22 protein-coding genes are annotated in these 21,767 nt (G+C 72.0%); 8 read left to right on the forward strand and 14 right to left on the reverse strand.

Annotation, left to right across the window (positions count from 1 at the left end):
• Positions 1-147: 147 nt before the first annotated feature.
• Together ACGF3C_RS12820 and ACGF3C_RS12825 are read left to right on the forward strand one after the other, a co-directional pair.
• Positions 148-3,024 carry a ricin-type beta-trefoil lectin domain protein gene (locus ACGF3C_RS12820; protein ID WP_393221555.1) on the forward strand — a complete coding sequence of 959 codons (2,877 nt, stop codon included), beginning with the start codon at positions 148-150 and terminating at the stop codon, positions 3,022-3,024.
• 131 nt (positions 3,025-3,155) lie between these two features.
• Entirely contained in the window at positions 3,156-3,656 is a 501-nt protein-coding gene (locus ACGF3C_RS12825) for a metallophosphoesterase (RefSeq protein ID WP_357224693.1), read from the forward strand.
• Between the two features lie 178 nt (positions 3,657-3,834).
• Here ACGF3C_RS12825 and ACGF3C_RS12830 read toward each other — a convergent pair whose 3' ends face one another.
• Complete coding sequence (locus ACGF3C_RS12830) at positions 3,835-4,065, reverse strand: DUF3072 domain-containing protein (RefSeq protein WP_357224707.1); 231 nt, start codon at positions 4,063-4,065, stop codon at positions 3,835-3,837.
• 104 nt (positions 4,066-4,169) lie between these two features.
• Here ACGF3C_RS12830 and ACGF3C_RS12835 point away from each other — a divergent pair, with 104 nt between their 5' ends.
• Entirely contained in the window at positions 4,170-5,108 is a 939-nt protein-coding gene (locus tag ACGF3C_RS12835; protein WP_357224703.1) for an FAD-dependent oxidoreductase, read from the forward strand.
• A gap of 41 nt (positions 5,109-5,149) precedes the next feature.
• On the opposite strand, the gene ACGF3C_RS12840 is transcribed toward ACGF3C_RS12835, so the two are convergent.
• The 3 genes from ACGF3C_RS12840 to ACGF3C_RS12850 form a co-directional block, all read right to left on the reverse strand.
• The gene (locus ACGF3C_RS12840) at positions 5,150-6,445 is read right to left on the reverse strand and encodes a cation:proton antiporter (RefSeq protein ID WP_357224689.1); all 1,296 of its coding nucleotides are present in this window, start codon (positions 6,443-6,445) and stop codon (positions 5,150-5,152) included.
• A 107-nt stretch (positions 6,446-6,552) separates the two neighbouring features.
• On the reverse strand, positions 6,553-7,230 hold the full coding sequence (locus ACGF3C_RS12845) for an HAD family hydrolase (protein ID WP_357224685.1): 678 nt from the start codon (positions 7,228-7,230) through the stop codon (positions 6,553-6,555).
• A gap of 26 nt (positions 7,231-7,256) precedes the next feature.
• Complete coding sequence (locus ACGF3C_RS12850) at positions 7,257-9,395, reverse strand: SpoIIE family protein phosphatase (protein ID WP_357224682.1); 2,139 nt, start codon at positions 9,393-9,395, stop codon at positions 7,257-7,259.
• Between the two features lie 198 nt (positions 9,396-9,593).
• Here ACGF3C_RS12850 and ACGF3C_RS12855 point away from each other — a divergent pair, with 198 nt between their 5' ends.
• Positions 9,594-10,403, forward strand: a complete 810-nt coding sequence (locus ACGF3C_RS12855; RefSeq protein ID WP_357224677.1) for a hypothetical protein — start codon at positions 9,594-9,596, stop codon at positions 10,401-10,403.
• A gap of 67 nt (positions 10,404-10,470) precedes the next feature.
• Here ACGF3C_RS12855 and ACGF3C_RS12860 read toward each other — a convergent pair whose 3' ends face one another.
• A complete protein-coding gene (locus ACGF3C_RS12860) occupies positions 10,471-10,824 on the reverse strand; it encodes a DUF6401 family natural product biosynthesis protein (protein WP_357224674.1) in 354 nt (117 codons plus the stop codon).
• 162 nt (positions 10,825-10,986) lie between these two features.
• On the opposite strand from ACGF3C_RS12860, the gene ACGF3C_RS12865 reads away from it, so the two are divergent.
• Entirely contained in the window at positions 10,987-11,436 is a 450-nt protein-coding gene (locus ACGF3C_RS12865) for a hypothetical protein (RefSeq protein WP_357224670.1), read from the forward strand.
• On the opposite strand, the gene ACGF3C_RS12870 is transcribed toward ACGF3C_RS12865, so the two are convergent.
• A complete protein-coding gene (locus ACGF3C_RS12870) occupies positions 11,433-11,642 on the reverse strand; it encodes a hypothetical protein (RefSeq protein WP_357204398.1) in 210 nt (69 codons plus the stop codon). The two genes, ACGF3C_RS12865 and ACGF3C_RS12870, sit on opposite strands and share 4 nt — an antisense overlap.
• Before the next feature lie 158 nt (positions 11,643-11,800).
• On the opposite strand from ACGF3C_RS12870, the gene ACGF3C_RS12875 reads away from it, so the two are divergent.
• Positions 11,801-13,120 (forward strand): MFS transporter, encoded by a 1,320-nt coding sequence (locus tag ACGF3C_RS12875; RefSeq protein ID WP_393221562.1) that lies wholly within the window; start codon positions 11,801-11,803, stop codon positions 13,118-13,120.
• On the opposite strand, the gene ACGF3C_RS12880 is transcribed toward ACGF3C_RS12875, so the two are convergent.
• The 4 genes from ACGF3C_RS12880 to ACGF3C_RS12895 all read right to left on the reverse strand — a co-directional run bounded on the left by ACGF3C_RS12880 (position 13,078) and on the right by ACGF3C_RS12895 (position 15,468).
• Complete coding sequence (locus ACGF3C_RS12880) at positions 13,078-13,338, reverse strand: hypothetical protein (protein WP_357224662.1); 261 nt, start codon at positions 13,336-13,338, stop codon at positions 13,078-13,080. The two genes, ACGF3C_RS12875 and ACGF3C_RS12880, sit on opposite strands and share 43 nt — an antisense overlap.
• A 113-nt stretch (positions 13,339-13,451) precedes the next feature.
• Positions 13,452-13,913 (reverse strand): SRPBCC family protein, encoded by a 462-nt coding sequence (locus ACGF3C_RS12885; RefSeq protein WP_091401658.1) that lies wholly within the window; start codon positions 13,911-13,913, stop codon positions 13,452-13,454.
• Positions 13,914-13,965: 52 nt separating this feature from the next.
• Positions 13,966-14,382 (reverse strand): DUF2795 domain-containing protein, encoded by a 417-nt coding sequence (locus ACGF3C_RS12890; RefSeq protein ID WP_357204393.1) that lies wholly within the window; start codon positions 14,380-14,382, stop codon positions 13,966-13,968.
• Between the two features lie 99 nt (positions 14,383-14,481).
• Entirely contained in the window at positions 14,482-15,468 is a 987-nt protein-coding gene (locus ACGF3C_RS12895) for a YihY/virulence factor BrkB family protein (RefSeq protein ID WP_357224658.1), read from the reverse strand.
• A 176-nt stretch (positions 15,469-15,644) separates the two neighbouring features.
• Here ACGF3C_RS12895 and ACGF3C_RS12900 point away from each other — a divergent pair, with 176 nt between their 5' ends.
• Positions 15,645-16,046: a ChaB family protein gene (locus ACGF3C_RS12900; RefSeq protein ID WP_210785235.1), complete on the forward strand. Its 402-nt coding sequence runs from the start codon at positions 15,645-15,647 to the stop codon at positions 16,044-16,046.
• Positions 16,047-16,118: 72 nt separating this feature from the next.
• On the opposite strand, the gene ACGF3C_RS12905 is transcribed toward ACGF3C_RS12900, so the two are convergent.
• A complete protein-coding gene (locus tag ACGF3C_RS12905; RefSeq protein ID WP_357224654.1) occupies positions 16,119-17,552 on the reverse strand; it encodes an aldehyde dehydrogenase family protein in 1,434 nt (477 codons plus the stop codon).
• A 72-nt stretch (positions 17,553-17,624) separates the two neighbouring features.
• On the opposite strand from ACGF3C_RS12905, the gene ACGF3C_RS12910 reads away from it, so the two are divergent.
• Positions 17,625-19,232 carry a phytoene desaturase family protein gene (locus ACGF3C_RS12910; protein WP_393221568.1) on the forward strand — a complete coding sequence of 536 codons (1,608 nt, stop codon included), beginning with the start codon at positions 17,625-17,627 and terminating at the stop codon, positions 19,230-19,232.
• 136 nt (positions 19,233-19,368) lie between these two features.
• On the opposite strand, the gene ACGF3C_RS12915 is transcribed toward ACGF3C_RS12910, so the two are convergent.
• The 3 genes from ACGF3C_RS12915 to ACGF3C_RS12925 form a co-directional block, all read right to left on the reverse strand.
• The gene (locus tag ACGF3C_RS12915; RefSeq protein ID WP_355007225.1) at positions 19,369-20,136 is read right to left on the reverse strand and encodes a polyprenol monophosphomannose synthase; all 768 of its coding nucleotides are present in this window, start codon (positions 20,134-20,136) and stop codon (positions 19,369-19,371) included.
• 149 nt (positions 20,137-20,285) lie between these two features.
• Positions 20,286-21,287: an SDR family oxidoreductase gene (locus ACGF3C_RS12920; protein ID WP_393221571.1), complete on the reverse strand. Its 1,002-nt coding sequence runs from the start codon at positions 21,285-21,287 to the stop codon at positions 20,286-20,288.
• Positions 21,288-21,289: 2 nt separating this feature from the next.
• Positions 21,290-21,730 carry an SRPBCC family protein gene (locus ACGF3C_RS12925; protein WP_393221574.1) on the reverse strand — a complete coding sequence of 147 codons (441 nt, stop codon included), beginning with the start codon at positions 21,728-21,730 and terminating at the stop codon, positions 21,290-21,292.
• Positions 21,731-21,767 lie beyond the last annotated feature (37 nt).

Here is a 21,767-nt window from a genome sequence, read left to right on the forward strand (position 1 = left end):
ACTTTCGCGGAGATCGTGACAACTTTCTATCTGGCAACGCGAAGTTCTATCGCTTTCCAGTGAAAGACGTTAATGTCCGGGACACCCTGCGGTGCTCCTCCAGTCGGCGGGAGCGGCACCGAGATCCCCCGGACAGCTGGAGGTCTCGTGTCCCGCACACCGCGCCGACGTCTCGTCAGCGCCACCACACTGCTCACCGTCCTGGTCACCCTCTGTCTCGTCCCGCAGGCAAGCGTTCTGCCGGCCGCCGCGTCCCCGGCCCAGGCCGCCGCCCTCGCTCCGCCCGCCACCGCCGGTTTCGAGAAGGTCGCCCTGGACGGCGGCCTGTCCATGGGCGAACCGATCGAACTGGCCGTGGCACCCGACGGCAAGGTCTTCTACATCAACCGGGGCACCAGCAGCGCCGGTGGTCAGGTCCGCCTCTACAACCCGGCGACCAGGTCCACCACAGTGGCCCTCACCCTGGCGCTGGACGCCCGCTTCGAGGACGGCCTGATCGGCATCACCCTGCACCCGAGCTTCGCGAGCAACCGCTGGGTCTACCTCTTCTACTCGCCGAAGGTCACCCCACTGGTCAACCGGATCAGTCGGTTCACCTTCAACCCGTCCACGCTGCTGCTCGACCCGGGCAGCGAGGACATGCTGATCGAGTGGCCCACCGAACGCGATCTCTGCTGCCACTCGGCCGGCTCGATGAGCTGGGACACCGCCGGCAACCTGTACTTCGCCGTCGGCGACAACACCAACTCCGGCGGCGACTCCGCCGGGATGGCCCCGATCGACGAGCGGACGAACCGCAACGCCCAGTACGACGCCCAGCGCACCTCCGGCAACACGAACGACCTGCGCGGCAAGATCAACCGGATCCACCCGGAGAACGACGGCAGCTACACCGTTCCCGCCGGCAACCTCTTCGCCGCCGGCACCGCCCTGACGCGCCCGGAGATCTACGTGATGGGTGTGCGCAACCCGTACCGGATCTGGGTGGACCGCAAGGCGAACAACACCCTCTACTGGGGTGAGGTCGGCCCCGACGCCGGCACCGACCTCGCCAACCGCGGCCCGGCGGCCTACGACGAGTTCAACCGGGCCAACGGGCCCGGCAACTACGGCTGGCCGTACTGTGGCGGCCCCAACGTCGCCTACAACGACTGGGACTTCGCCACCGCCACACCGCGCGGTTGGTTCCCCTGCGGCGGCTCGACCGGACCGGTGAACAACTCACCCCGCAACCCGGGCGTCCAGCAGCTTCCGCCGACCAGACCGGCACTCGTCTGGGAGCAGCACGGCGGCAGTGAGGACTGGCCGGCGCTGGACAACCCGGGTGGGTGCGGATCGCCCAACCACGTCGAGGTCTACCACTACGACCCGAACCTCGTCTCGGACGTGAAGTGGCCGGCCTACTACGACAACAAGTGGCTGATCTCTGAGTACTGCCGCAACTGGATCAAGGAGGTCCAGTTCGACAACGGCAACCCCTCCACCGGGGCACCGACAGTCATCGAGCCGGTGCTCGCCGGTATGCAACTCGTCCACCCCATCGACTGGCAGTTCGGCCCGGACGGCTCGCTCTACCTGCTGGAGTACGGCAGCGGCTACTTCTCCGGCGCGGTCGACGCCGGTCTGTACAAAATCAATTACGTCCAGGGTGGCCGGTCGCCGGTGGCCAAGGCCACCGTCAACCGCGACAACGGCCTGGCACCCCTCGCGGTGACCTTCTCCAGCGCCGGCAGCTCGGACCCGGACGGCGACCCGCTGACGTACGCGTGGGACTTCACGAACAACGGCAGCACCGACTCGACCGCGGCGAACCCGTCCTTCACGTACTCCGCGAACGGCAGCTACAGCGCGCGGCTCACCGTCAACGACGGCACCGGCCGCAGCGCCACCACAGTGGTGTCGGTGGTGGTCGGCAACAACCGGCCCACCGTCACGTTGACCGGACTGCCCGCCGGTGGACTCTTCGACTGGGAGCAGGACCTGACGGTGGGCGCCACGGCCAGTGACCCGCAGGACGGCACGCCAGCCTGCTCGGCGGTGGTCGTCCGGGCGGCGCTGGGCCACCAGGAGCACGCCCACGAGGAGGGGGAGGGGACCGGCTGCGGCGCGACCTTCAACACCGGCCCAGTGCACGCCGGCCCCGACTCGGTGCTGTTCTTCGTCCTGCGGGGCAGCTACACCGATCGCGGCGCGACCGGTTCGGTCGCGCTCACCGGTGAGCAGGAGATCAGCCTCTACCCGAAACAGTGGCAGGCCGAGCACTTCGTCCAGCTCAACGGCCCCAAGGTGATCGACCAGGCGGCGGCCGAGGGTGGCAAGCGGCTGGGTGACGTCCAGAGCGGCGAGAGCGTCCGGCACCACGCGGTGAGCCTCAAGGGGATCACCGGCGTCCGGGCCCGGGTCTCCTCCGGCGGCCCCGGCGGCACCCTCTCCTTCCGGTACGACTCACCGACCGGCACCGAGGTCGCCCGGATCGCGGTGCCGAACACCGGCGGCTGGGACAACTACACCGAGCTGAGCGCCACGGTGACCAAGCCGGACGACGGCACCCACGACCTGTACCTGGTCGTCACCGGCGGCAGCGGGGCGTTGCTGGACGTGGACAGCTACACCTTCACCGGCCCGGGCGTCGGCACCGGTGGGGCGCGCACCGGTGAGGTCAAGGCCCTCGGCAAGTGCGCGGACATCGCCTCCAGCCAGACCGCGAACGGCACCAAGGTGCAGACCTGGACCTGCAACGGCACCGCCGCCCAGCGCTGGACCGTGCCCGGCGACGGCACGGTCCGGGGGCTCGCCAAGTGCCTGGACGTGAAGGCGAGCGGCACCACCGACGGCACCCTCGTACAGCTCTACGACTGCAACGGCACCGGGGCCCAGCAGTGGGCCGCCCAGTCGGACGGCAGCCTGCGCAACCCCCAGTCCGGGCGTTGCCTCGACATCCCCAACTCGGATCTCACCGACGGACGGCAACTGCGGATCTGGACCTGCAACGGCACCGGGGCGCAACGCTGGACCCTGCCCTGACCGCCCCCTGACCGGCTCGGTACCCGTACCCGAGCGTCGATTTCGCACGGGGCCGGGCGGCGGAGGCGGAGCCCGGCCGTCCACCCACGTCCCCCGGGTGGGCGGCCGGGACTCGGGGGACAATGCCGGGTATGCGGCTGGTGCTCACGGCGGACACCCACCTACCGAAGCGGGCCCGGGACCTACCCGGGCCCCTCTGGGCGGCCATCGACGCGGCCGACGTGGTGGTGCACGCCGGCGACTGGGTGGACGAGGCCCTGCTCGACGCCATGACGGCGCGATCGCGCCAACTGATCGGGGTGTACGGCAACAACGACGGCCCGGCGCTGCGCGCCCGGCTGCCGGAGGTGGCCCGGGTCGAACTCGACGGCCTGCGGGTCGCCGTGGTGCACGAGACGGGTCCCCGGACCGGCCGGGAGAAGCGGTGCGCGGCCCGCTTTCCCGACGTCGACCTGCTGGTGTTCGGGCATTCGCACATCCCCTGGGACACCGAGGCGCCCGGTGGGCTACGCCTGCTCAACCCCGGGTCACCCACCGACCGCCGCTCCCAACCCCACGCCACCTACCTCACCGCCAAGGTGCACGAAGGCAGCCTGACCGAGGTGAAGCTGCACCCCCTGCCCCGCCCCTGATTGCCCTCACCAGGCCCGCGCCCCGTCGTCAACCGGCACTGCGGACCGGGCTGCCCCTGCTCCGCGATCTTGCACTTTGTGTCCCGACACAAGGGGCATACCAGCCCAGGCCGACAACAGAAACCGCAAGATCGGCGCGGGCCTTCAACGCAACGGCGTCGAGGTGTGGGGTGCGGGGTTACTGGCCTCGGCCAGTTCTGGCCTGGAGTTCGTCGATGCGCTTGGACGCCTCGGCCTTCGTCAGGTCGTCCGGGAGGTCGGCGTGGGCCTCCCGGGCCAGCGTGCTCAGGTAGGACTCCTGAGCGGCGGTCGGCGGCTCGTCCCCGGTGACCCACTCGTCCGGGTCCTTGATCGCGGCGTTCTGGTCGGCGTTCTGGTCGACCTGCTCGGTGCGGCGGTCCGTCATCATCATCACCCTTTCTTTCGAACAGGTGTGCCAGTACCCCGATCGTCGGTGGTTCATGCCCGAACGCCGCCACCTACGATCATCGGATGACGGAGGACCGGTCGAGCGTGGTGGTGGTCGGGGCGGGCATAGCCGGGGTGGCCTGTGCGGTCGAGTTGACCCGGGCCGGGGTGCCGGTGCAGGTCCGGGAGCGGGGGCACGTCTGCGGTGGCCGGATGGCCAGCAAACGCTTCCAGGGCCGGCCCGCGGACATCGGCGCCGCCTACTTCACCGCCACCGACCCGGACTTCGCCGCACTGGTCGAGCAGTGGCGCGCCGCCGGGCTGGTCCACGAATGGACCGACACCTTCCTGGCGTACGACCGGAGTGGAAACCACGAGGTGTCCGGGCCGATGCGTTACGCGGCTCCCCGTGGGCTGCGCTCGTTGGTCGAGCACCTGGCCGGCGCGGTACCGGTGACCGTCGACCGGCTGGTGCTCACAGTGGAACCCGGCCCGGTCGTCGACGGGCAGTCGTGCGCGGCGGTCGCCCTGGCCATGCCGGGTCCGCAGGCCGCCCTGCTGCTCGACCCGGCCCTGACCGAGGCCACCCGGGTCGTACAGGAGCAACGCTGGTCGCCGTCGCTGGCCGCGGTGCTGCGCTTCCCGACGCGGCGCTGGCCGGACTTCCGGGGCGCGTTCGTCAACCAGCACCCGGTGCTCAACCTCGTCTGCGACGACGGCGACCGGCGCGGTGACGGCGCGCCGGTGCTGGTCGCGCACACCGTGCCGGAGTTCGCGGCCGGGCACCTGGCTCAACCCACCGGGGCCGGCCCGGCGATCGAACAGGCCGTCCGGGACCTGCTCGGGCTGCCCGAGCCGGCCGTCGACGTGCACGTGCACCGTTGGACGTACGCGAAGCCGACCAGCGACGCCGGCGGCGCCACCCACCACCTCGACGCCGACGGGATCGGCCTTGCCGGCGACGCGTTCGGCAAGCCCCGGGTGCAGAGCGCCTGGCGCTCCGGCCGGGACCTGGGCCGTGCGCTGGCCGCCCGCCTGGCCTGAGTCACCCCCTCAGCCGGGTCCGCTCGGCCCGGGTCGTCCGCTCAGGGGTGCCCGGCTGCCGCGACGGGGCGAGCGTCGGCGTCCCGCTCGGCCGGGTCGGAGGTTCGCTCTCCCTCCCGGTCCAGCAGTTGCATGACCGGGGTCGCCGTGATGCCGTGCACCACGACGGAGACGAGCACCACCAGCCCGACGGTCGCCCAGAGCAGTTCGGCCTGCGGGAAGTCGGCCTTGGTGGTGGCGTACGCGAGGTAGTAGAACGAGCCGACGCCGCGGATGCCGAACAACGAGATGACCCAGTGTTCGGCCGGGCGTCCGGGAGCGCCACGCAACGACAGCCAGCCGATCAGCGGCCGCACCAGGAACACCAGCGCCAGCCCGACGGCGGCTGCCGGCCAGGTCAGCGGGCCCAGCAGACCACCCACTATCGCGCCGCCGAGCAGCAGCAACAGCACCAGGGTGAGCAGCCGTTCGACCTGCTCGGCGAAGTCGTGCAGCACCGAGTGGAACTCGTGGGTCCGTTCGGCGGCCCGAATGGCCCGGGCGGCCACGAACACCGCCAGGAAGCCGTACCCGCCGACCACCTCCACCAGCCCGTACGCCAGGAACGTGGCGGCCAGCGCCAGGAAGCCCTCGGCGTGCCGGGCCAGCCGCAGCTCGCTGGGTGCGCGGAAGAACAGCTTGCCGAGCAACCAGCCGATGAGCAGGCCACCGCCGACGCCGACGCCGATCTTCCAGAGCACGTCGACTGTGAACCACTCGGCCAACCAGTCGCTCGGGGCGAGGCTGGTCGAGGCGATGGCGATGGCCGCGTAGACGAACGGGAACGCCAGCCCGTCGTTCAGGCCGGCTTCGGAGGTCAACGCGAAGCGGACCTCGTCCTCGGAATCCTCCACGTCGGTCGGCTCGCCGACCTGCACGTCGGCGGCGAGCACCGGGTCGGTGGGCGCCAGCGCGGCACCCAACAGCAGCGCGGCGGCCGGCACCAGCCCTGCCCACCACCAGCCGAGCAGGGCCACCGCCGCGATGCACAGGGGCATCGCGATCGCCAGCAGCCGCCAGGTGGACGACCACCGCCGCCAACTCAACGGTCGGTCGATCTTCAGCCCGGCGCCCATCAGCGCAACGATCACCCCGATCTCGGTGAGGTGGGTGGCCAGCTCCGGGTGGGCCAGGGGGTCCGGCGACGGCAGCCCGACCGGCAGCAGGAACACCAGCATGCCGAGGGCGAGGAAGGCGATCGGCATGGACAGCGGGCGGCGCTCCAGCACCCTCGGCAGGATGCCCGCGAGCAGGGCGCCCAGGCCCACCAGTGCGAACGCCACATCTACCGGCTCCACGGCACCACCTTTCCGCCCGCACCCGCGAGGCGCGGGCAGGTGGTGACAGTCCTTGCCCCGCAAGGGCTCCGGCTATGCGCGTCGGTGCCGGTGGACCCGAGTGATCCTCACCGGGGCCGGGTGAGCGGCGAGTCCGCCAACTCGTGCAACAGTGCGGCCGGGTCGTCGTACACCGCCACGGCGCCCGCGCCGGCGAGCTCGCCGCGGCTGGTGCCACCGCAGGTCAGGCCCACACACGGGATGTTCAACTTGCCGGCCGCGACGACGTCCCACACCGAGTCGCCGACGAAGACCACCCGCTCGGCGGTCAAGCCGGACTGCTCCAACGCGGCGACCAGGATGTCCGGTGCCGGCTTGCTCTGCTCAGCGTCCGCGGAGGAGGTGATCGTGTCGATCACGTCGTCGGCGCCCAGCGCCCGACGAAGCGCGCCCACCTCGGGTTCCGAGGCGGAGGTGGCCAGCACGACACGCAAACCCCACTCGGCGCAGGCGCGCAACAGGTCGGCCGCCCGGGGTAGCGGCGTGAGTCGTTCCCAGTACTCGGCGTAGAGGGTGTCGTGCGCGTCGCGCAGCTTCGAGTCGGCGTCGCGGTCCCGCTCCGGGCCGAGGAGATGGTCCAGGAGTTTGTCCGACCCCATCCCGATCGAGCGGTGCACCACCGCCATCGGCACCGGCTGATCGGTCTGGCGTAACGCCTCCCACCAGCTCACCGTGTGCAGGTAGGTGGTGTCGACCAGGGTGCCGTCGACATCGAAGAGGACCCCGGCGGGCCGGTTGGTGGCCATTTGGCGTCCTCCTGCCATCGGGCGGCTCAGGGATGCGCGGCCGGCGGCGTGAGAATCTCGAACCAGACCGTGGAGCCCCGGACCGACGGGTCGGTGCCCCAGGCGTCGCTGAGCTCCTCGATCAGGCCGAGGCCGCGCCCGCGACTGCTCAACGTGTCGGTACGGGCCCGGGTCACGGTCCCCCGGGTGCCGGAATCCGCTACCGAGACGAGCAGCCGCTCGGCGCTGAGGTCGATCTCCACCCGGGCGGCAGTGCCGGCGTGCAGCAACGCGTTGGTGGTCAGCTCGCTGGTGCAGAGCACCGCCGCTCCGATCACCGACTCGGGCACCTGCCACTCGGTGAGCTGGCCGGTCAGCCAGTGCCGGACCCGGCTGGGCGCGGTCGGCTCGGCGGGCACCTCCATGCTCGCCGAACGACTCGGTCTGAGCGCGTGCTCGACCGCCAGCACGGCCACGTCGTCCTCCGTGCCGCCCGGGACCGCCGCGGTGGCCACCGCGCAGAGCGCGCGGGGGTCTCCGCTGCCGGCCTTGGCAATGGCGTCGCTCAGGGTGGCCAGCCCGGCGCTCAGGCTCTGCCGGCGACGCTCCACCACCCCGTCGCTGAACAGCAGCAGGGTGTCACCGGGGCGGAACGGGACGGTCGTGGTGCCCGGCCGGCCGCCCAACCCCAGCGGCGGCCCGGCCGGGACGTCGACGTACTCGGCGTGGAACCGACCATCCGGGTCACCGCGGCGGATCAACGGCGCGGGGTGACCGGCGCTGGCCAGAGTCAGCTCCCGACGCTCCGCGTCGATCACCCCGAACGCGACGGTGACGAAAAGCTCGTGGGTGCTGGCCTCCGCGCCGAGGCTGGTCACCAGCCGATCCAGGCCGGCCAGAACAGCGTCGGGCGTCGGGTCGGCCAGCGCCAGAGCGCGCAGCGCGGCCCGGACCTGCCCCATCCGCGCGGCGGCCTGCACGTCGTGCCCGGCGACGTCGCCCAGCACCACGCCGAGCGAGCCGTTGGGCAGCAGGAACGCGTCGTAGAAGTCACCGCCGGCCGCGTTGCCGTCCACGCCCGGGTCGTAGCGGGCCGCGATCCGCAACCGCGGAAGATCCGGAAGGTGCTCCGGCAACATGCTGCGCTGCAACAGTTGGGCAGTGCCGTGCTGGGTCTCGAAACGGCGGGCCCGCTCGGCGGCCTGGCCGATCAGCTCGGCGGAGGCGGCCAGCAGCGCCCGTTCGGCGGGGGACCAGGTGTGCGGAACCTGGTAGCCGACCGCCAGCCCGCCGCGGACGACCGAGGTGCCCAGCGGCAGGGCCGCCATCGCGCGGATCTTCTGGTCGTGGCGGTCCACGGCGGTGTCCCGCAGCGGCTGCCCGTCGCGCGTGAACGACGGGGCGCCGGAGCGGGCCGCCTGCACCACCGGGGCCGACCAGTCCGCCGGCGCGCGCCGCCAGAGCGGGGGGAGCCGCTCGTCGGCCTCGTCCAACAACTCGCCACGGACCCGACGCACCATGCGCCAGCCGCCGCCGCCCTCGTCGACGGCGAACGAGGCCTGGTCGGGGTCGAACGTGGTGATCGCGTACCGCAGCGCCACCCGGGCCACGTCGTCGAGGGTGAGGGTGCCGGCGAGCGCCGCGGCCACCTCGCTGAGGCTCTGCAACTGCTCGGTGACGTGGGTGGTCTCGGCCGCGACAGTCAACACGCCGACGATCTGCCCGGCGCTGTCGCGCACCGGTGAGTAGCCCCGGGTGAAGACCGCCTGCTCCACCGTCGCGGAGTGCCCACGGACCAGCGGAAGGGTGGACTCCTTCTCCAGGAAGGGTTCGCCCTGCCGGTAGCAGCGCTCGATCACCGCACCGACGCCGGGCAGCGCCCAGATCTCCGCGAACACCTCGGCGGCCGGACGACCGAGGGCGCTGGGGTGTTTGGTGCCCAGCAGTTCGGCGTAGCCGGCGTTGTAGAGCAGGACGAGGTCGTCGCCGTACGCCAGGGCCATCGGCATCGGCGAGGCGAGGACCAGCTCCACCACCGCCTGGAGGGCGACGTCCCAGTCGTCGGCCGGGCCCAGCGGGGTGTTGGCCCAGTCGTGGGCGAGCACGCCGACGGCCGGGCCGGACCCGGTGGGTGCCCCCGGGCCCGGAGTTGCTGGCGTGGGGACCCGCCCGACCGTTCCTGGCATGGTCGCAGCCTAGTCGGCCGACCGGAAAAGGCATCCGACCACGGCGGCGGGCCGTCGCCGAGTCCGTCGCGGTGGCCGTTTGGGCAGTTCAGAGCCCCTGTCCGGAGGTCTGTCGGGAAAAACGCCGCGCGCTGCGCGGAGTGCGGGACCGGTTGCCGGGTATGCGCCCGGCGCAGTCCATGCGACAGGAGGGACATCATGCTGAAAACCCTCGCGGTCCGGCAGGCCGACATCGGCGATGCCATCGCCGACACCTGGAGGTCGGTGCTGCTCTTCATCCCGAAGGCAGTGGCCTTCATCGTCATCCTCGTGGTCGGCTGGCTCATCGCCAGAGCCGTGCTCAAGATCGTGGATACGGTGCTGGAACGGGTGCGCTTCGACCAGGCGGTCGAACGCGGTGGCATCAAACGGGCCCTGGAGAGAACGAAGTACGACGCCAGCGACATCCTGGCCAGACTGGCGTACTACGCCGTACTGCTGTTCACGCTGCAGTTCGCCTTCGGAGTCTGGGGGCCCAACGCGATCAGTGACCTGATCAGCGGCGTGGTGGCCTGGCTGCCGCGCGCGTTCATCGCGATCGTCATCGTGGTGGTGGCGGCCGCGATCGCCAACGCTGTCCGGGATCTGGTCACCGGGGCGTTGGGAGGGCTCTCGTACGGCAAGGTGCTGGCCGACCTGACGGCGATCTTCATCATCGCGCTGGGTGTGATCGCGGCCCTGAACCAGGTGGGTATCGCCACCACGGTGACCACCCCGGTGCTGATCGCGGTGCTCGCCACGGTGGCCGGCATCCTGATCGTCGGCGTTGGTGGTGGTCTCGTGAAGCCGATGCAGAACCGCTGGGACGGCTGGTTGCGTCGGGCGGCCGAGGAGGCCCGGGCGGTGCAGCAGCAACGTCAGGCCGCGTCGGCCGGGCGTAGCGACGTGGAGCGGCAGATGGCCGACCGCGGGGGTGACCGCACCCAGGCGATGCCTCGGGTGGACGAAGCCCAGCAGTACCGCTCGTAGCGGGCGGAACGGCACGACGGGTGGGAGGGTGCTCCGCGTACGCCGCGGGGTGCCCTCCCCTCGCGCGTCAGTGCTGGTCGAGTGCGCGAGCCAGCGCGCAGACCGCGACCAGCCGGGTGAGCAGCCACTCCGGCTCGCTCCAGTCCACCGGCCCGCTGGGCGGCGTCCACCCGTGCTCCAGCGCGGCGGCACGCACCCCCTCGGCGTAGCCGGCGAGCGCCGCGGAGGTCAACGGCGTGCGGTCGCCGTCGAGGCTGTCCCGGACGGCCGCCGCATGCTGGTCGACGAGGGCCAGCAGCCCCGGGCGCGCGGCGGCGGCGGCGAGCCCGACAGTGCCCACGGAGACGGTGAGGGCGGCCAGGGTGGACCGCGCCGAGTCGACGGCGGTACGGGAGGCGACCCGGTTGAACGGCACACGCATGGTGACCGAGGCTAACCGACCAGTGTTCGCGTCGACCTCGTCCGCTCGGCGGATGTCGGCTGCGCCACTGGGGCGCTCGCCGCTGACCTGGGGGATTGATCCGGCACAGACGGGGCAGCAGGAGAACACCCAGCAATGACCGCACCCGGCACGGAGGCACGGATGGGACAGCAGGCGGACGGACCCGACGAGCGGCACCGGCGGCCGGACGGTGTCAGCGACGCGACGATCGCCGCGCTCGGGAAGCTCAGCGAGGCGCTGGAGTGTGTGGAGCGGGCCCGGGGGCATCTCTACTCGATGCACCAGTTGATCGGTCATGCCGACCTGATGCTCGACGACGCCGTGGAACAGTTCCAGGCCGCCGGGCATCCGCGCCTCGCCGACCGGATCGCCACCGAGCTGCGCGGCCGCAACGTCATCGCCGGACGGTGGACGTTTCAGATCGTCGAGGACTTCGACGACGGCTACCACGCGCTGTTCCGGGAGCTGGACAAGCAGGCCCGCGACGAGTTGGTGGGTGGGCGGCGCCATCTCTACGAGGCGGAGATGAAGGAACACCGCCGTAGCCGGGGCCGGCCGGGCCACGAGGCCAGGCCGGACGGCGGAGGCTAGTCGCTTGTCGCGTTTGCCGGGCGACGCCGTGCCGCGTCGTCGGCGATGATCACGGTGGCCACCATCAGCGCGACGCACAGGCTGAACAGCCACGACTCGTCGGCGACGAGCCAGGCGGAAACGGGTGCCTGGAGCGCGGCAAGCAGGAAGCCGAGCCAGGCGAGTTTGCGCTGACGCGTGGAGAGGATTCCGGAGCCTTGATGCATCCCGAAATTCTTACGCGAACCGGCCGGCTTGCCGTCCTCCGATCGGCCGATTCTGGATGAGCTGTCCGTTTTCTCGACCGTACGGACACGACTTCTTTGCGCCGCGAGCGATCGGGTGCCGGCGGCGCTAGGGTGCCCCTGCGGCAGGATGGTTTCTCGTGTCCACCACGCCCGCGCGTCCCCGCGCCGCACTGCTCCTGCTGTCCTACCTCGCGTTCGTCAGTCTCGGCCTGCCCGACGGCCTGCTCGGCGTCGCCTGGCCCTCGATCCGAGGCGACTTCGACGTGCCGACCGAGGCTGTCGGGTGGGTGCTCACCGCCGGCACCGTCGGCTACCTCACCTCCAGCGTGCTGGCCGGCTTCACGCTGGCCCGGGTCGGCGTGGGCGCCCTGCTCGCCGGTAGCACCCTGCTGGCCAGCCTGGCGTTGACCGGCTACTCGGTGAGCCCCGTGCTGGCGGCGCTGGTGGGCTGTGCGCTGCTGCTGGGGCTCGGCTCCGGCGCTGTCGACTCCGGGCTCAACGCGTACGCCGCCGGGGCCTTCGGGCCCCGCCACATGAACTGGTTGCACGCCTTCTTCGGTCTCGGCGTGGCCATCGGCCCACTGATCATGACCGCGGTGCTGAGCGCCGGGCTCGCCTGGCGCTGGGGGTACGGCATCGTGGCCGCCGCCCAGCTCGTCCTCGCCGCCGCGTTCGCGCTCACCGTGCGGGCCTGGCGGCGTGACGCGCCGGCCGGCACCGAGGCGGGTGCCCCGACGGGCACGGCTGCCCAGGGCGTGCCCGCCGCCGAGGATGCCGGGCCGGCGTCCACCGTCCAGGTCCCGGTGAGGGACACGCTGCGGCTGCCGGCGGTCTGGTCGGGGACGCTCGCCTTCGTGCTGTACGTGGCGATCGAGGTGTCCGCGGGGCTGTGGGCGTTCCTGCTGCTGACCGAGGGGCGTGGGCTCAGCGCGGCGGTGGCCGGCGGCTGCGTCTCCGCGTACTGGGGCAGTCTCTTCGTGGGCCGGGTCGTGCAGGGTCTGGTGGCCGAGCGCCTGGGGGCGGGGTTGGTGTTGCGCGCCAGCCTGGCCGGGATGGCCGTCGGCGCGGCGCTGATCGCCGTTCCCGGGCCGGCCGTCCTTGCGGTGCTCGGCCTGGTCGTTGTCGGGTTCGCCGCCGCGCCGGTGTTTCCGCTGCTCACCCTCACCACCGCCGAACGGGTCGGCGCGGCGCACGCGGACCGCGCCATCGGCCTCCAGATCGGCGCGGCTGGCATTGGTGCGGCGCTCGTCCCGGCCGGGCTGGGCGTGCTGATCGGCAGAACCTCGGTGGAGGTGCTGGGATCGACCCTTCTGGTGCTCGCGTTGGCGCTGATCGCGCTCTACGAGTGGGGCGCGCGCCGACCGGCTGCGGGACGTCCCGTGCCGGTGGTGCCCGCCCAGCCCGGAAGCGATCCTCAGACGTCCGGCCCGGTACGGCCGGTCGTGGACGGGCGGTAGGCGCGCTGCGGGTCGGTGGCCTCGCGGCTGTTGCCCTGGGCCTGTCCGTCGCGGTCCGACGCGGCCGGCCCGTGCCCGAACGCGGCCTCCTCGCCGGCGTCGTTTCCCGTCACGTCGTCGGCCTGCCCGTCGAGGCTGGAGCCCGACACGGCGCGCTCCAACTCCTCCAACGGAAGCCGCTCCTCGTCCCGCCACACCCTGATGTTGTCGTCGGTCATACCTTCAGCCGTACCCGGGCACGATGATCGCAAACGGTGCCCGCCGAGCAGGCTCGGACACGGCGATGGCCGCCGGGATACCGGCGGCCATCTCAGGTCACTGCTGCCCGGGGTCACGGCTGCGGACGGTCCACCTGCCCGCGCCACGCGCCGGTCTCCTGACCACGCCGCTCGATGTAGGTCTTGAACCGCTCCAGGTCGCCCTTGGCCCGTCGGTCGACGATGCCGAGCTTGTCGCCGGCCTGCTCGACCACGCCGTGCGGCTCGAACTCGAGCTGCAGGGTGACCCTGGTCTTGTCCTGGTCCAGTCGGTGGAAGGTCACCACGCCGGCCTGCTGCGTGCCGTCGGTCGAGCGCCAGGCGACCCGCTCGTCGGGGAGCTGTTCGGTGATCTCCGCGTCGAACTCGCGCTTCACCCCGGCGATGTCCACAGTCCAGTGGGTCATCGTGTCGGAGAGCTGCCGGACCTCCTGCACACCCTCCATGAACTGGGGGAACTCCTCGAACTGCGTCCATTGGTCGTACGCGGTGCGTACGGGTACGGACACGTCCACATGTTCGGTAACGCCACTCATCGGGGAACCTCCTTCAGTCGCCGGTGGATTGCCGGATCGGGGGCGATCCTGGTCACCAGCGAGTTGTCTCGTTCTTGTTGCCCAGCGCCGCCCACACCTCGGAGACCGTCTGGTAGGTGGTGCCCTCGGGCAGCCGTTCCAGCGCCGCCACGATGTCGTCCGGCGCCTCGTTCTCGCGGGCGCTGGCAATGAGCACCAGACGGTCGCCCGGCAGCGCGCTCATCGAGATGAACCGGCCGAGCCGGCTGCGCTGCTCGACGTCCGTAGAGCTCATGCCCTGCGGCGTGCCGGTGCGCAGGTCGCCGGCCGGGGCGGTGGTCGTCTCCGGCTGGTCCTCGCCAGCCGGTTCCGGCACCCGCGACTCGTCGACTCGAGAGCCACCGGTCCCCGGCCCCTGTACGAGGCCGCTGACCTCCTGACTCATCTGTTCGTCGATCCTCGGTCCGTGCTTGCTGTTGCCACGCTCCATGCCTTCTGCGCTACCCGGCACCCCACCCGATAAACCGGCACCGGGCCACGAACCGGCCCTCGGCCCGACGGCGAAACGGACACCGGGCCGGACGGGGGCTCACTCGTCGGCGGGTTTGCGGGGCGGCAGCACCGGCTCGTCCGGGTCCGGGTCGCCGGCCTGCAACTGCCGCCCGCGCTGCACCTCGGAGTTGATCTGCACGCCCAGCATCAGTGCCGAATTGGACAGGTAGAGCCAGACCAGGAACGCGATGGCCGCCCCGAGGCTGCCGTAGGTGGTGTTGTACGAGCCGAAGTTGGCCACGTAGAGGCCGAAGCCGAAGGACGCCGCCGCCCAGGAGATCAGGGCCACCGCGCCACCCGGGGTGAGCCAGCGGAACCGGGGCTGGCGCACGTTCGGCGCGATCCAGAACAGCAGGGACAGCAGCACCATCATGATCATGGCGAGGGCCGGCCACTTCGCCACGCTCCACGTCGTGCGGGCCAGGCCGCCGGCGTTGACCAGGTCGCCGACCGCATCGGTGACCGGCCCACTGACGATCAGGGCGAGGGCGACCACCGCGAGCAGCACCAACGTGATCGCCGCCAGACCGATCTGCAGCGGCCGGAGCTTCCAGACCGGGCGGCCCTCGGTCACCCCGTAGACGGCATTGGAGGCGCGGGTGAACGCGCCGATGAAGCCGGACGCGGACCAGAGCGCGCCGAGCAGACCGAAGCTGAGCAGGAGCTTCGGGTTGCTCTGCTCCAGCACCACGGAACGGATCACCTTCAGCACGCCGCCCTCGTCGTCGCTGAGCACGGCCCCGGCACCGACCTGGTTGGCCAGGTCGACCACGGTGTCCAGGGTCCGCTCCCCGTCGGAGACCAGGCCGACCAGCGCCACCACCACGATGGCGGACGGGAAGAGCGCCAGGACCCCGTAGTAGGTCAGCGCGGCGGCCCAGTCGGAGCAGTTGTCGTTGACGAAGTTCTGCACGCTGCGGACCAGCACTCCCCGCCAGGTCCGCCAGCTCAGCTGCCGCATCCGTCGGGGCACCCGGGTGTGCGGTGTGCCGTCGAGCGTCGTACCCGGCTCCGTGGTCGTCATGCCCGCTCCCTGCGCCCCGGCCGCCGGATGACCGGTCGTCCGGTCTGGCCTGGCCCGCCGGTACCCGGTTGGTGAAATCGACAAACCCGCCCGGTGTCCGACCGCCGCCGCTATGGTTTGCCGCCCGGTCACCGGGGAACGGTCACAGTGACCCTGTCGACACGGAGGAGGACGAGATGCCCGGGCGCGAAGACCTGCCCAGCACGCTGCGACGCTCCCCGGAGAAGGCGCAGCGCACCTGGGAGAAGACGCACGACTCGGCGGTGGAGACCTACGGCGAGGGGGAGCGGTCGCACCGCACCGCCTTCGCCGCGGTGAAGCATCAGTTCGAGAAGGTGGGCGACCACTGGGAGCCGAAGGGCCGCAAGGGCCCCAGCGACCAGCAGGCCGCCGGTGGCGGGCCGGAACGACGGGCACCCACCGCCGGTGGCGTCGATGCCAACGCCACCAAGGACCACCTGATGTCGGTGGCCCGCAAACTCGACGTGCCCGGGCGGTCCAGCATGACCAAACCGGAGCTGGTCACGGCCATCGAGAAGGCCAACGACCGCGCCACCCGCAAGGCCCGCGGCGACTGATCGCCGCCGCACCCGAGCACAACCGACGCGGTACGGGCGGACGCTCCACCCCTGCGTCCGCCCGTGCTGTTCTCACCAGTGCCCGCCCCCCGGCGCCTCAATGTGCACCGCCTTCGTCGCGGTGAACTCGTCCAGCAGCTCCGGGCCGTACCCGAAGCCCTGCCCGCTGGCCCGGCGCGGATGCGCGGCACCTCCCGGCGCACCCCCGAACACCGCGTTGACCTTGACCGTGCCCACCGGCAGCTCCCGCCACGCCCGCTGCGCGTGACTCATCGACGGGGTCAACACCGTGGCGGCCAGCCCGTACGGGGAGTCCGCGGCGCAGCGCAGCGCCTCGTCGAACGAGTCGACCACCACCACCGGTGCGACCGGCCCGAAGGTCTCCTCCCGGACCAGCGGCATGTCGTGGCGACAGTCGGTGACAACGGTGGCCGGGTAGAACGCCCCCGGTCCGTCCGGCACCTCACCGCCCACCCGCACCCGTGCGCCGTCCGCCAGCGCCGCAGCCACCTGACCGTGCACGTGGTCCCGGTGCCGCCGGTCGACCAGCGGCCCCAGCTCGGTGCCCGGGTCCCGGCCCGGCCCGACCCGCAGCGCTGCGGCGCGTCGGACCAGCGCGGCCACGAAGTCGTCGGCCACCTCCCGGTGCACGTAGAGGCGCTCCACCGCCACGCAGATCTGCCCGGCGTTGGCGAACGCGCCGAGCGCGGCCTGCTCCGCCGCCCACTCCGGGTCGACGCCCGCGTCCACGATCAGCGGGTCGCTGCCGCCGTTCTCCAGGAGCACCTTCGCCCCGGTACGGGCCGCCGCGGCGGCGATCGCCCGCCCGGTCGCTGTGGAACCCACGTGGGCGACCACGTCGACGTCCTGCGCCGCCAGCGCCGCACCCACCTCCGGACCGCCGGTGAGCAGTGACAACACGCCGGCCGGCAGTGCCTCATCCAGTGCTCGGGCCAGCAACCAACCGGTCGCCGGTGTGCGTTCGCTCGGCTTGTAGAGCACCACGTTCCCGGTCACCAGGGCCGCTCCGAGCAGTCCACAGGAGACCGCAACCGGGTCGTTCCAGGGGGTGATCGCCGCGACCACCCCGCGTGGCTGCGGGGTCAGGAAGTCCAGCGCGGCGGTCTCGCCGTTCAGCGTGCGCCCGCCGCGCAGCGGCGCCAGTTCCGCATACTGTCGCAGGGTGCCGATCCCCGCCTCGACGCCGCCGCGGGCGTCCGCCAACGGCTTGCCCATCTCCGCGGTGACCGCCGCCGCCAACTCATCGATGACCGCCTCCACCGCGTCCGCTGCCCGGTGCAGCGCCGCCGCCCGTTCCGCCGGGGCGGTCGCCGCCCACTGGGCCGCCGCGTTGCGGGCCGCCTGGGTCGCCTTGCCCACCTCGTCGGCGGTGGCCACCGGCACCGTGCTCACCGGCGTGTCGTCCGCCGGATCACGCACCACCAGTTCGCCGCCGTCGCCGCCCGCACCCCACACCCCGCCCACCAGCTGCGCAACCGTGTACATGCGGCGCTGGATGCCCCGGCCTCGACGAGGCAAACGCGTTTCGCCCGGTTGCGCGCCGGGTAGGCGGATCCGATGACAACCACCACCGCGCCGAGCGCGGACGCCGTCATCGTCGGGGCCGGGCACAACGGCCTGGTGGCGGCCAACCTGCTGGCCGACGCCGGTTGGGACGTGGTGGTGCTGGAGGCGACAGCGGTGCCCGGCGGCGCGGTCCGCTCGGCCGAGGTCACCGCGCCCGGCTACCTCAGCGACCTCTACAGCTCGTTCTACCCCCTCGGATACGCCTCGCCGGTGCTGGGCGGCCTGGACCTGGGTCGACACGGGCTGTCCTGGCGGCACTCGCCGGACGTGCTGGCGCACCTGCTGCCCGACGGTCGAGCCGCGGTGATCAATCGGGATCCGGATGTCACCGCCGCGTCGCTGGAGCAGTTCGCCCCCGGGGACGGTAAGCGCTGGCTCAACGCGTACACCGACTGGCTCGACGTGGCCGAGCCGATGCTGGAGGCGATCACCTCGCCGTTCCCGCCGGTACGCGGCGGGCTGGGCCTCCTGCGTCGGCTGCGCGTCGCCGGCGCGCTGCGACTTGCGCGCCGGCTCGTCGTACCGGTCCGCAAACTTGGCAGCGAACTCTTCGACGGTCCTGGCGGGCCGGCCCTGCTGGCCGGCTGTGCCCTGCACACCGACCTGTCCCCGGAGGAGGCCGGCTCCGGGGTGTACGGCTGGCTGCTGGCCATGCTCGGCCAGCAGATTGGCTGGCCGGTGCCCGACGGCGGCGCGCAGCAGATCACCAACGCGCTGGTGGATCGGCTACAGGCGCGTGGCGGGGCGATCCTCTACGGCGCTCCGGTCGACCGGGTGCTCACCGCCCGAGGCCGGGCGATGGGGGTCCGCACCGTCGGCGGCGCGCTGTGGCGGGCCCGGCGGGCCGTGCTCGCCGACGTGCCGGCGCCGGCGCTCTACCTCGACCTGGTCGGTGCCGCGGCGCTGCCGTCCCGGCTGGTGGAGGACCTGGCGCACTTCCGGTGGGACGGCTCCACCCTGAAGGTGGACTGGGCGCTCTCCGCGCCGGTGCCCTGGACGAACCGGCAGGTGGCCGGCGCCGGCACCGTTCACCTCGGCGCGGACCTGAACGGGCTCACCCACTACGCCAGCGAGTTGGCCCGTGGCGAGCTGCCCCGCGACCCGTTCCTGCTGGTCGGGCAGATGTCGGTGGCGGACCCGAGCCACTCCCCGCCGGGCACCGAGTCGCTGTGGTCGTACACCCACCTGCCGTTCCGGCGGAACTGGCGGGCCGAGGAGGTCGCCGGGCACGTGCAGCGGATGGAGGACGTGCTGGAGGCGGCGGCCCCGGGTTTCCGCAGCCTGATCGTGGGCCGACACGTGGCCGGGCCGGCCGATCTGGAGAAGGGCAACCCGAGCCTGGTCGGTGGCACGCTCGGCGGCGGGACCGCCGCCGCGTACCAGCAGCTCTTCCTGCGCCCGATCCCTGGCCTGGGCCGGGCGGACACCCCGGTGGACCGGCTCTTCCTGGCCAGCGCGTCGGCGCACCCCGGCGGCGGTGTGCACGGCGCGCCCGGCGCGAACGCCGCCCGGGCGGCCCTGGCCCGCGACCGAGCGCTCACCGGCCGCGCGTACGCCGCAGCCATCACCACCGCCCACCGCGCCATCTACCCCACCTAAACCACCGTCCCCCCGGAACCGCCCGCCGCCGTCGATCATGGAGTTGTGGTGGGTGACAAAGCACCTGCCCGGGTTCTAAACGGGCACCACAACTCCATGATCGACCGGGGCTGGGGGTTGGGGTGGGGCGGGGGTTTTAGCGGGTTATGTTGCGGTGTTTGCTGCGGAGGCGGAAGGGCATCAGGGCGCTCTCCACCTTGGTCGCGGTGGTCATCTTGGAGACGCCGTCGCGCCGCTCCTCGAAGCGGATCGGCACCTCCAGGATGGTGTGCCCCAGCTTGGTGGCGAGGTAGTGCATCTCCACCTGGAAGCTGTAGCCGTTGGACTGCACCCGCTCCAGGTCGATGTCGCGCAGGGCTTCGGCCCGCCAGATCTTGAACCCGGCGGTGAGGTCCCGGATGCGTACCCGCAGCAGGGTGTGCACGTAGAGGTTGGCCCAGCCGCTGAGCGCCCTGCGGTAGAGCGGCCAGTTCTCGTCCAGCTCGCCGCCGGGCACGTAGCGGGAACCGATCACCACGCTGGCCTGGGTGGAGAGCAACGCGCCGAGCATCCCCGGCAGCGCCTCGGGCGGGTGCGAGAGGTCGGCGTCCATCTGCGCCACGTACTCGGCGCCGCCCTCGATCGCGCGGGTCATCCCGTCCACGTACGCCCGGCCGAGGCCCTCCTTGCCGGCGCGGTGCACGACCTCGATCCGGTCGGGGTTCTCGATGGCCAACTTGTCGGCCACCTCCCCGGTGCCGTCGGGGGAGTTGTCGTCGGCGACGAGGATGCGCAGCCCTGGCAGCGGCAGCGCGAGCAGTCGCTCGACCAGCGTCGGAAGGTTGCCCGCCTCGTTGTATGTGGGCACGACGACGGTCAGGCGTGCGTCCCGCCACGGCGACGGCAACTGCACCGGCTTGATCATGTCGGTCATCCTCGGTTTGCGGACAAGGGTCATGGAAAGGGTATCTAGTTCCCGCATTCGGTCGGAGGGAGGCACCCCTTCCGGGTGTTGCGGGCTCTCGCCGCCCAGCGTGCGTGGGCGTCTAACACCTGGTCAGAGGCTTGTGGTGGTCAGCGCCGACGGCGAGCGACAGCGCTGAGTGCGAGCGCCGCGACGGCGAGCGCGACACCGGAGAGCGCCGGTTTGTGCGTGCCGACCCAGAGCGCCGCGGAGCGGTCTCGCGCCTGTTCGCGGAACACGCCCGCCGTGCCCCGGTCCGTGTCCGCATCGCCTGGGTGATCCAGATTGTCCCGCCAGGTCGCCGGATCGATCTTCTCACCGGTCTGCTGGCTGTCGTAGCCGTCGCGGGCCAGCTTCCGGTCCAGCAGGCCGGGGAACAGGGCGTCGGCCACCCGCACCTGCCAGGTCGGGCCACCCACGTTCAGCTCCCTGGTGCCGCGGTCGGCGGCCCAGACGATGGCGCGGGCGGCCAACTCCGGAGTGAAGATCGGCGGCACCGGCTGCGGATGCCGGGGCAGCCGGGTGCGGACCCAGGAGAACTGCGGCGTGTTGACCGCGGGTAGCTGCACCATCGACAACTTCACCCCCGGGCAGTCGTGCAGCAGCTCGGCGCGCAGCGAGTCGTTGAACCCCTGGACGGCGTGCTTGCTGGCGCAGTACGCCGCCTGGAGCGGGATCCCCCGGTAGGCCAACGCCGATCCCACCTGGACGATCGTGCCCCGCCCGTGCGCCCGCATGTGCCGCAGCGCGGCGAGGGTGCCGTGCACGGTGCCCAGGTAGGTGACCTCGGTGACCCGACGGAACTCGCGCGCCGGAATCTCCCAGGCCGGCGCGAACACCGACGCCATCGCGTTGTTGACCCACACGTCGATGCCGCCCCGGTGGTGCACCACGTCGTCGGCGGCCTGCTGCACCGCGCCCGCGTCGGCCACGTCGACCCGGTACACGCGCACGTCTGTCGCGCCGCGCAGTCGGCACTCCCGCTCGGCGGCGACCAGACCCGCCTCGCCCCGAGCCAGCAGCGCCAGCCGGGCGCCGCGTGCCGCGTACGCGTGGGCCACGGCCCGGCCGACGCCGGCGCTCGCGCCGGTCACCACCACGGTCCGTGTCACTGTCACCTCTTCTGTCGGGTGGCGATGTCGGAGAGTCGGGCCAGGGTCTCCCGGTTACGCCGGTGCAGGACGAGATCGTTGATCTTGTTGTGGATCCAGCGGAGCGGTCCGGCCGCGAAATCCTCCCCGAGACGCACCCGGGTGGCGCCGTCGCCGACCGGTTCCAGGGTGAAGGCCACGATCGCCTCGCCCGCCGGCCAGAGACCGGCCTTGAGCACGAGCCGGTGCGGCGGTTCGCAGACCAGCACCGTCGACGCGTCCTGCAACGAGACCGGCCATGGCCCGGCCCGGTGATGCAGTTGGCTGCCCACCCGGGGCCAGGCGTCGTCCACGTCCCGCATGTGTGCGGTGCCCACCACCCAGTCGCTGTACGTCCACCCGTCGGCGAGCACGTCGAACACCTGCTGCGGGGGAGCGTCGATCACTTTCTCCACAATCGCCACTGGGCTTTCATACCCACGCCACGTACGGGCTAACGAC

Source organism: Micromonospora sp. NPDC047762 (genome assembly GCF_043204655.1).
In the GTDB taxonomy this organism is placed as follows: Bacteria; Actinomycetota; Actinomycetes; order Mycobacteriales; family Micromonosporaceae; genus Micromonospora.

Coding starts and splice junctions, on each gene's coding strand:
- ACGF3C_RS12895 (WP_357224658.1), bottom strand. CDS start 15,468: ATGACGACCACGGAGCCGGGTACGACGCTCGACGGCACACCGCACACC.
- ACGF3C_RS12855 (WP_357224677.1), top strand. CDS start 9,594: ATGCTGAAAACCCTCGCGGTCCGGCAGGCCGACATCGGCGATGCCATC.
- ACGF3C_RS12890 (WP_357204393.1), bottom strand. CDS start 14,382: ATGGAGCGTGGCAACAGCAAGCACGGACCGAGGATCGACGAACAGATG.
- ACGF3C_RS12885 (WP_091401658.1), bottom strand. CDS start 13,913: ATGAGTGGCGTTACCGAACATGTGGACGTGTCCGTACCCGTACGCACC.
- ACGF3C_RS12850 (WP_357224682.1), bottom strand. CDS start 9,395: ATGCCAGGAACGGTCGGGCGGGTCCCCACGCCAGCAACTCCGGGCCCG.
- ACGF3C_RS12865 (WP_357224670.1), top strand. CDS start 10,987: ATGGGACAGCAGGCGGACGGACCCGACGAGCGGCACCGGCGGCCGGAC.
- ACGF3C_RS12870 (WP_357204398.1), bottom strand. CDS start 11,642: ATGCATCAAGGCTCCGGAATCCTCTCCACGCGTCAGCGCAAACTCGCC.
- ACGF3C_RS12880 (WP_357224662.1), bottom strand. CDS start 13,338: ATGACCGACGACAACATCAGGGTGTGGCGGGACGAGGAGCGGCTTCCG.
- ACGF3C_RS12860 (WP_357224674.1), bottom strand. CDS start 10,824: ATGCGTGTGCCGTTCAACCGGGTCGCCTCCCGTACCGCCGTCGACTCG.
- ACGF3C_RS12825 (WP_357224693.1), top strand. CDS start 3,156: ATGCGGCTGGTGCTCACGGCGGACACCCACCTACCGAAGCGGGCCCGG.
- ACGF3C_RS12910 (WP_393221568.1), top strand. CDS start 17,625: ATGACAACCACCACCGCGCCGAGCGCGGACGCCGTCATCGTCGGGGCC.
- ACGF3C_RS12845 (WP_357224685.1), bottom strand. CDS start 7,230: ATGGCCACCAACCGGCCCGCCGGGGTCCTCTTCGATGTCGACGGCACC.
- ACGF3C_RS12915 (WP_355007225.1), bottom strand. CDS start 20,136: ATGATCAAGCCGGTGCAGTTGCCGTCGCCGTGGCGGGACGCACGCCTG.
- ACGF3C_RS12905 (WP_357224654.1), bottom strand. CDS start 17,552: ATGTACACGGTTGCGCAGCTGGTGGGCGGGGTGTGGGGTGCGGGCGGC.
- ACGF3C_RS12830 (WP_357224707.1), bottom strand. CDS start 4,065: ATGATGACGGACCGCCGCACCGAGCAGGTCGACCAGAACGCCGACCAG.
- ACGF3C_RS12900 (WP_210785235.1), top strand. CDS start 15,645: ATGCCCGGGCGCGAAGACCTGCCCAGCACGCTGCGACGCTCCCCGGAG.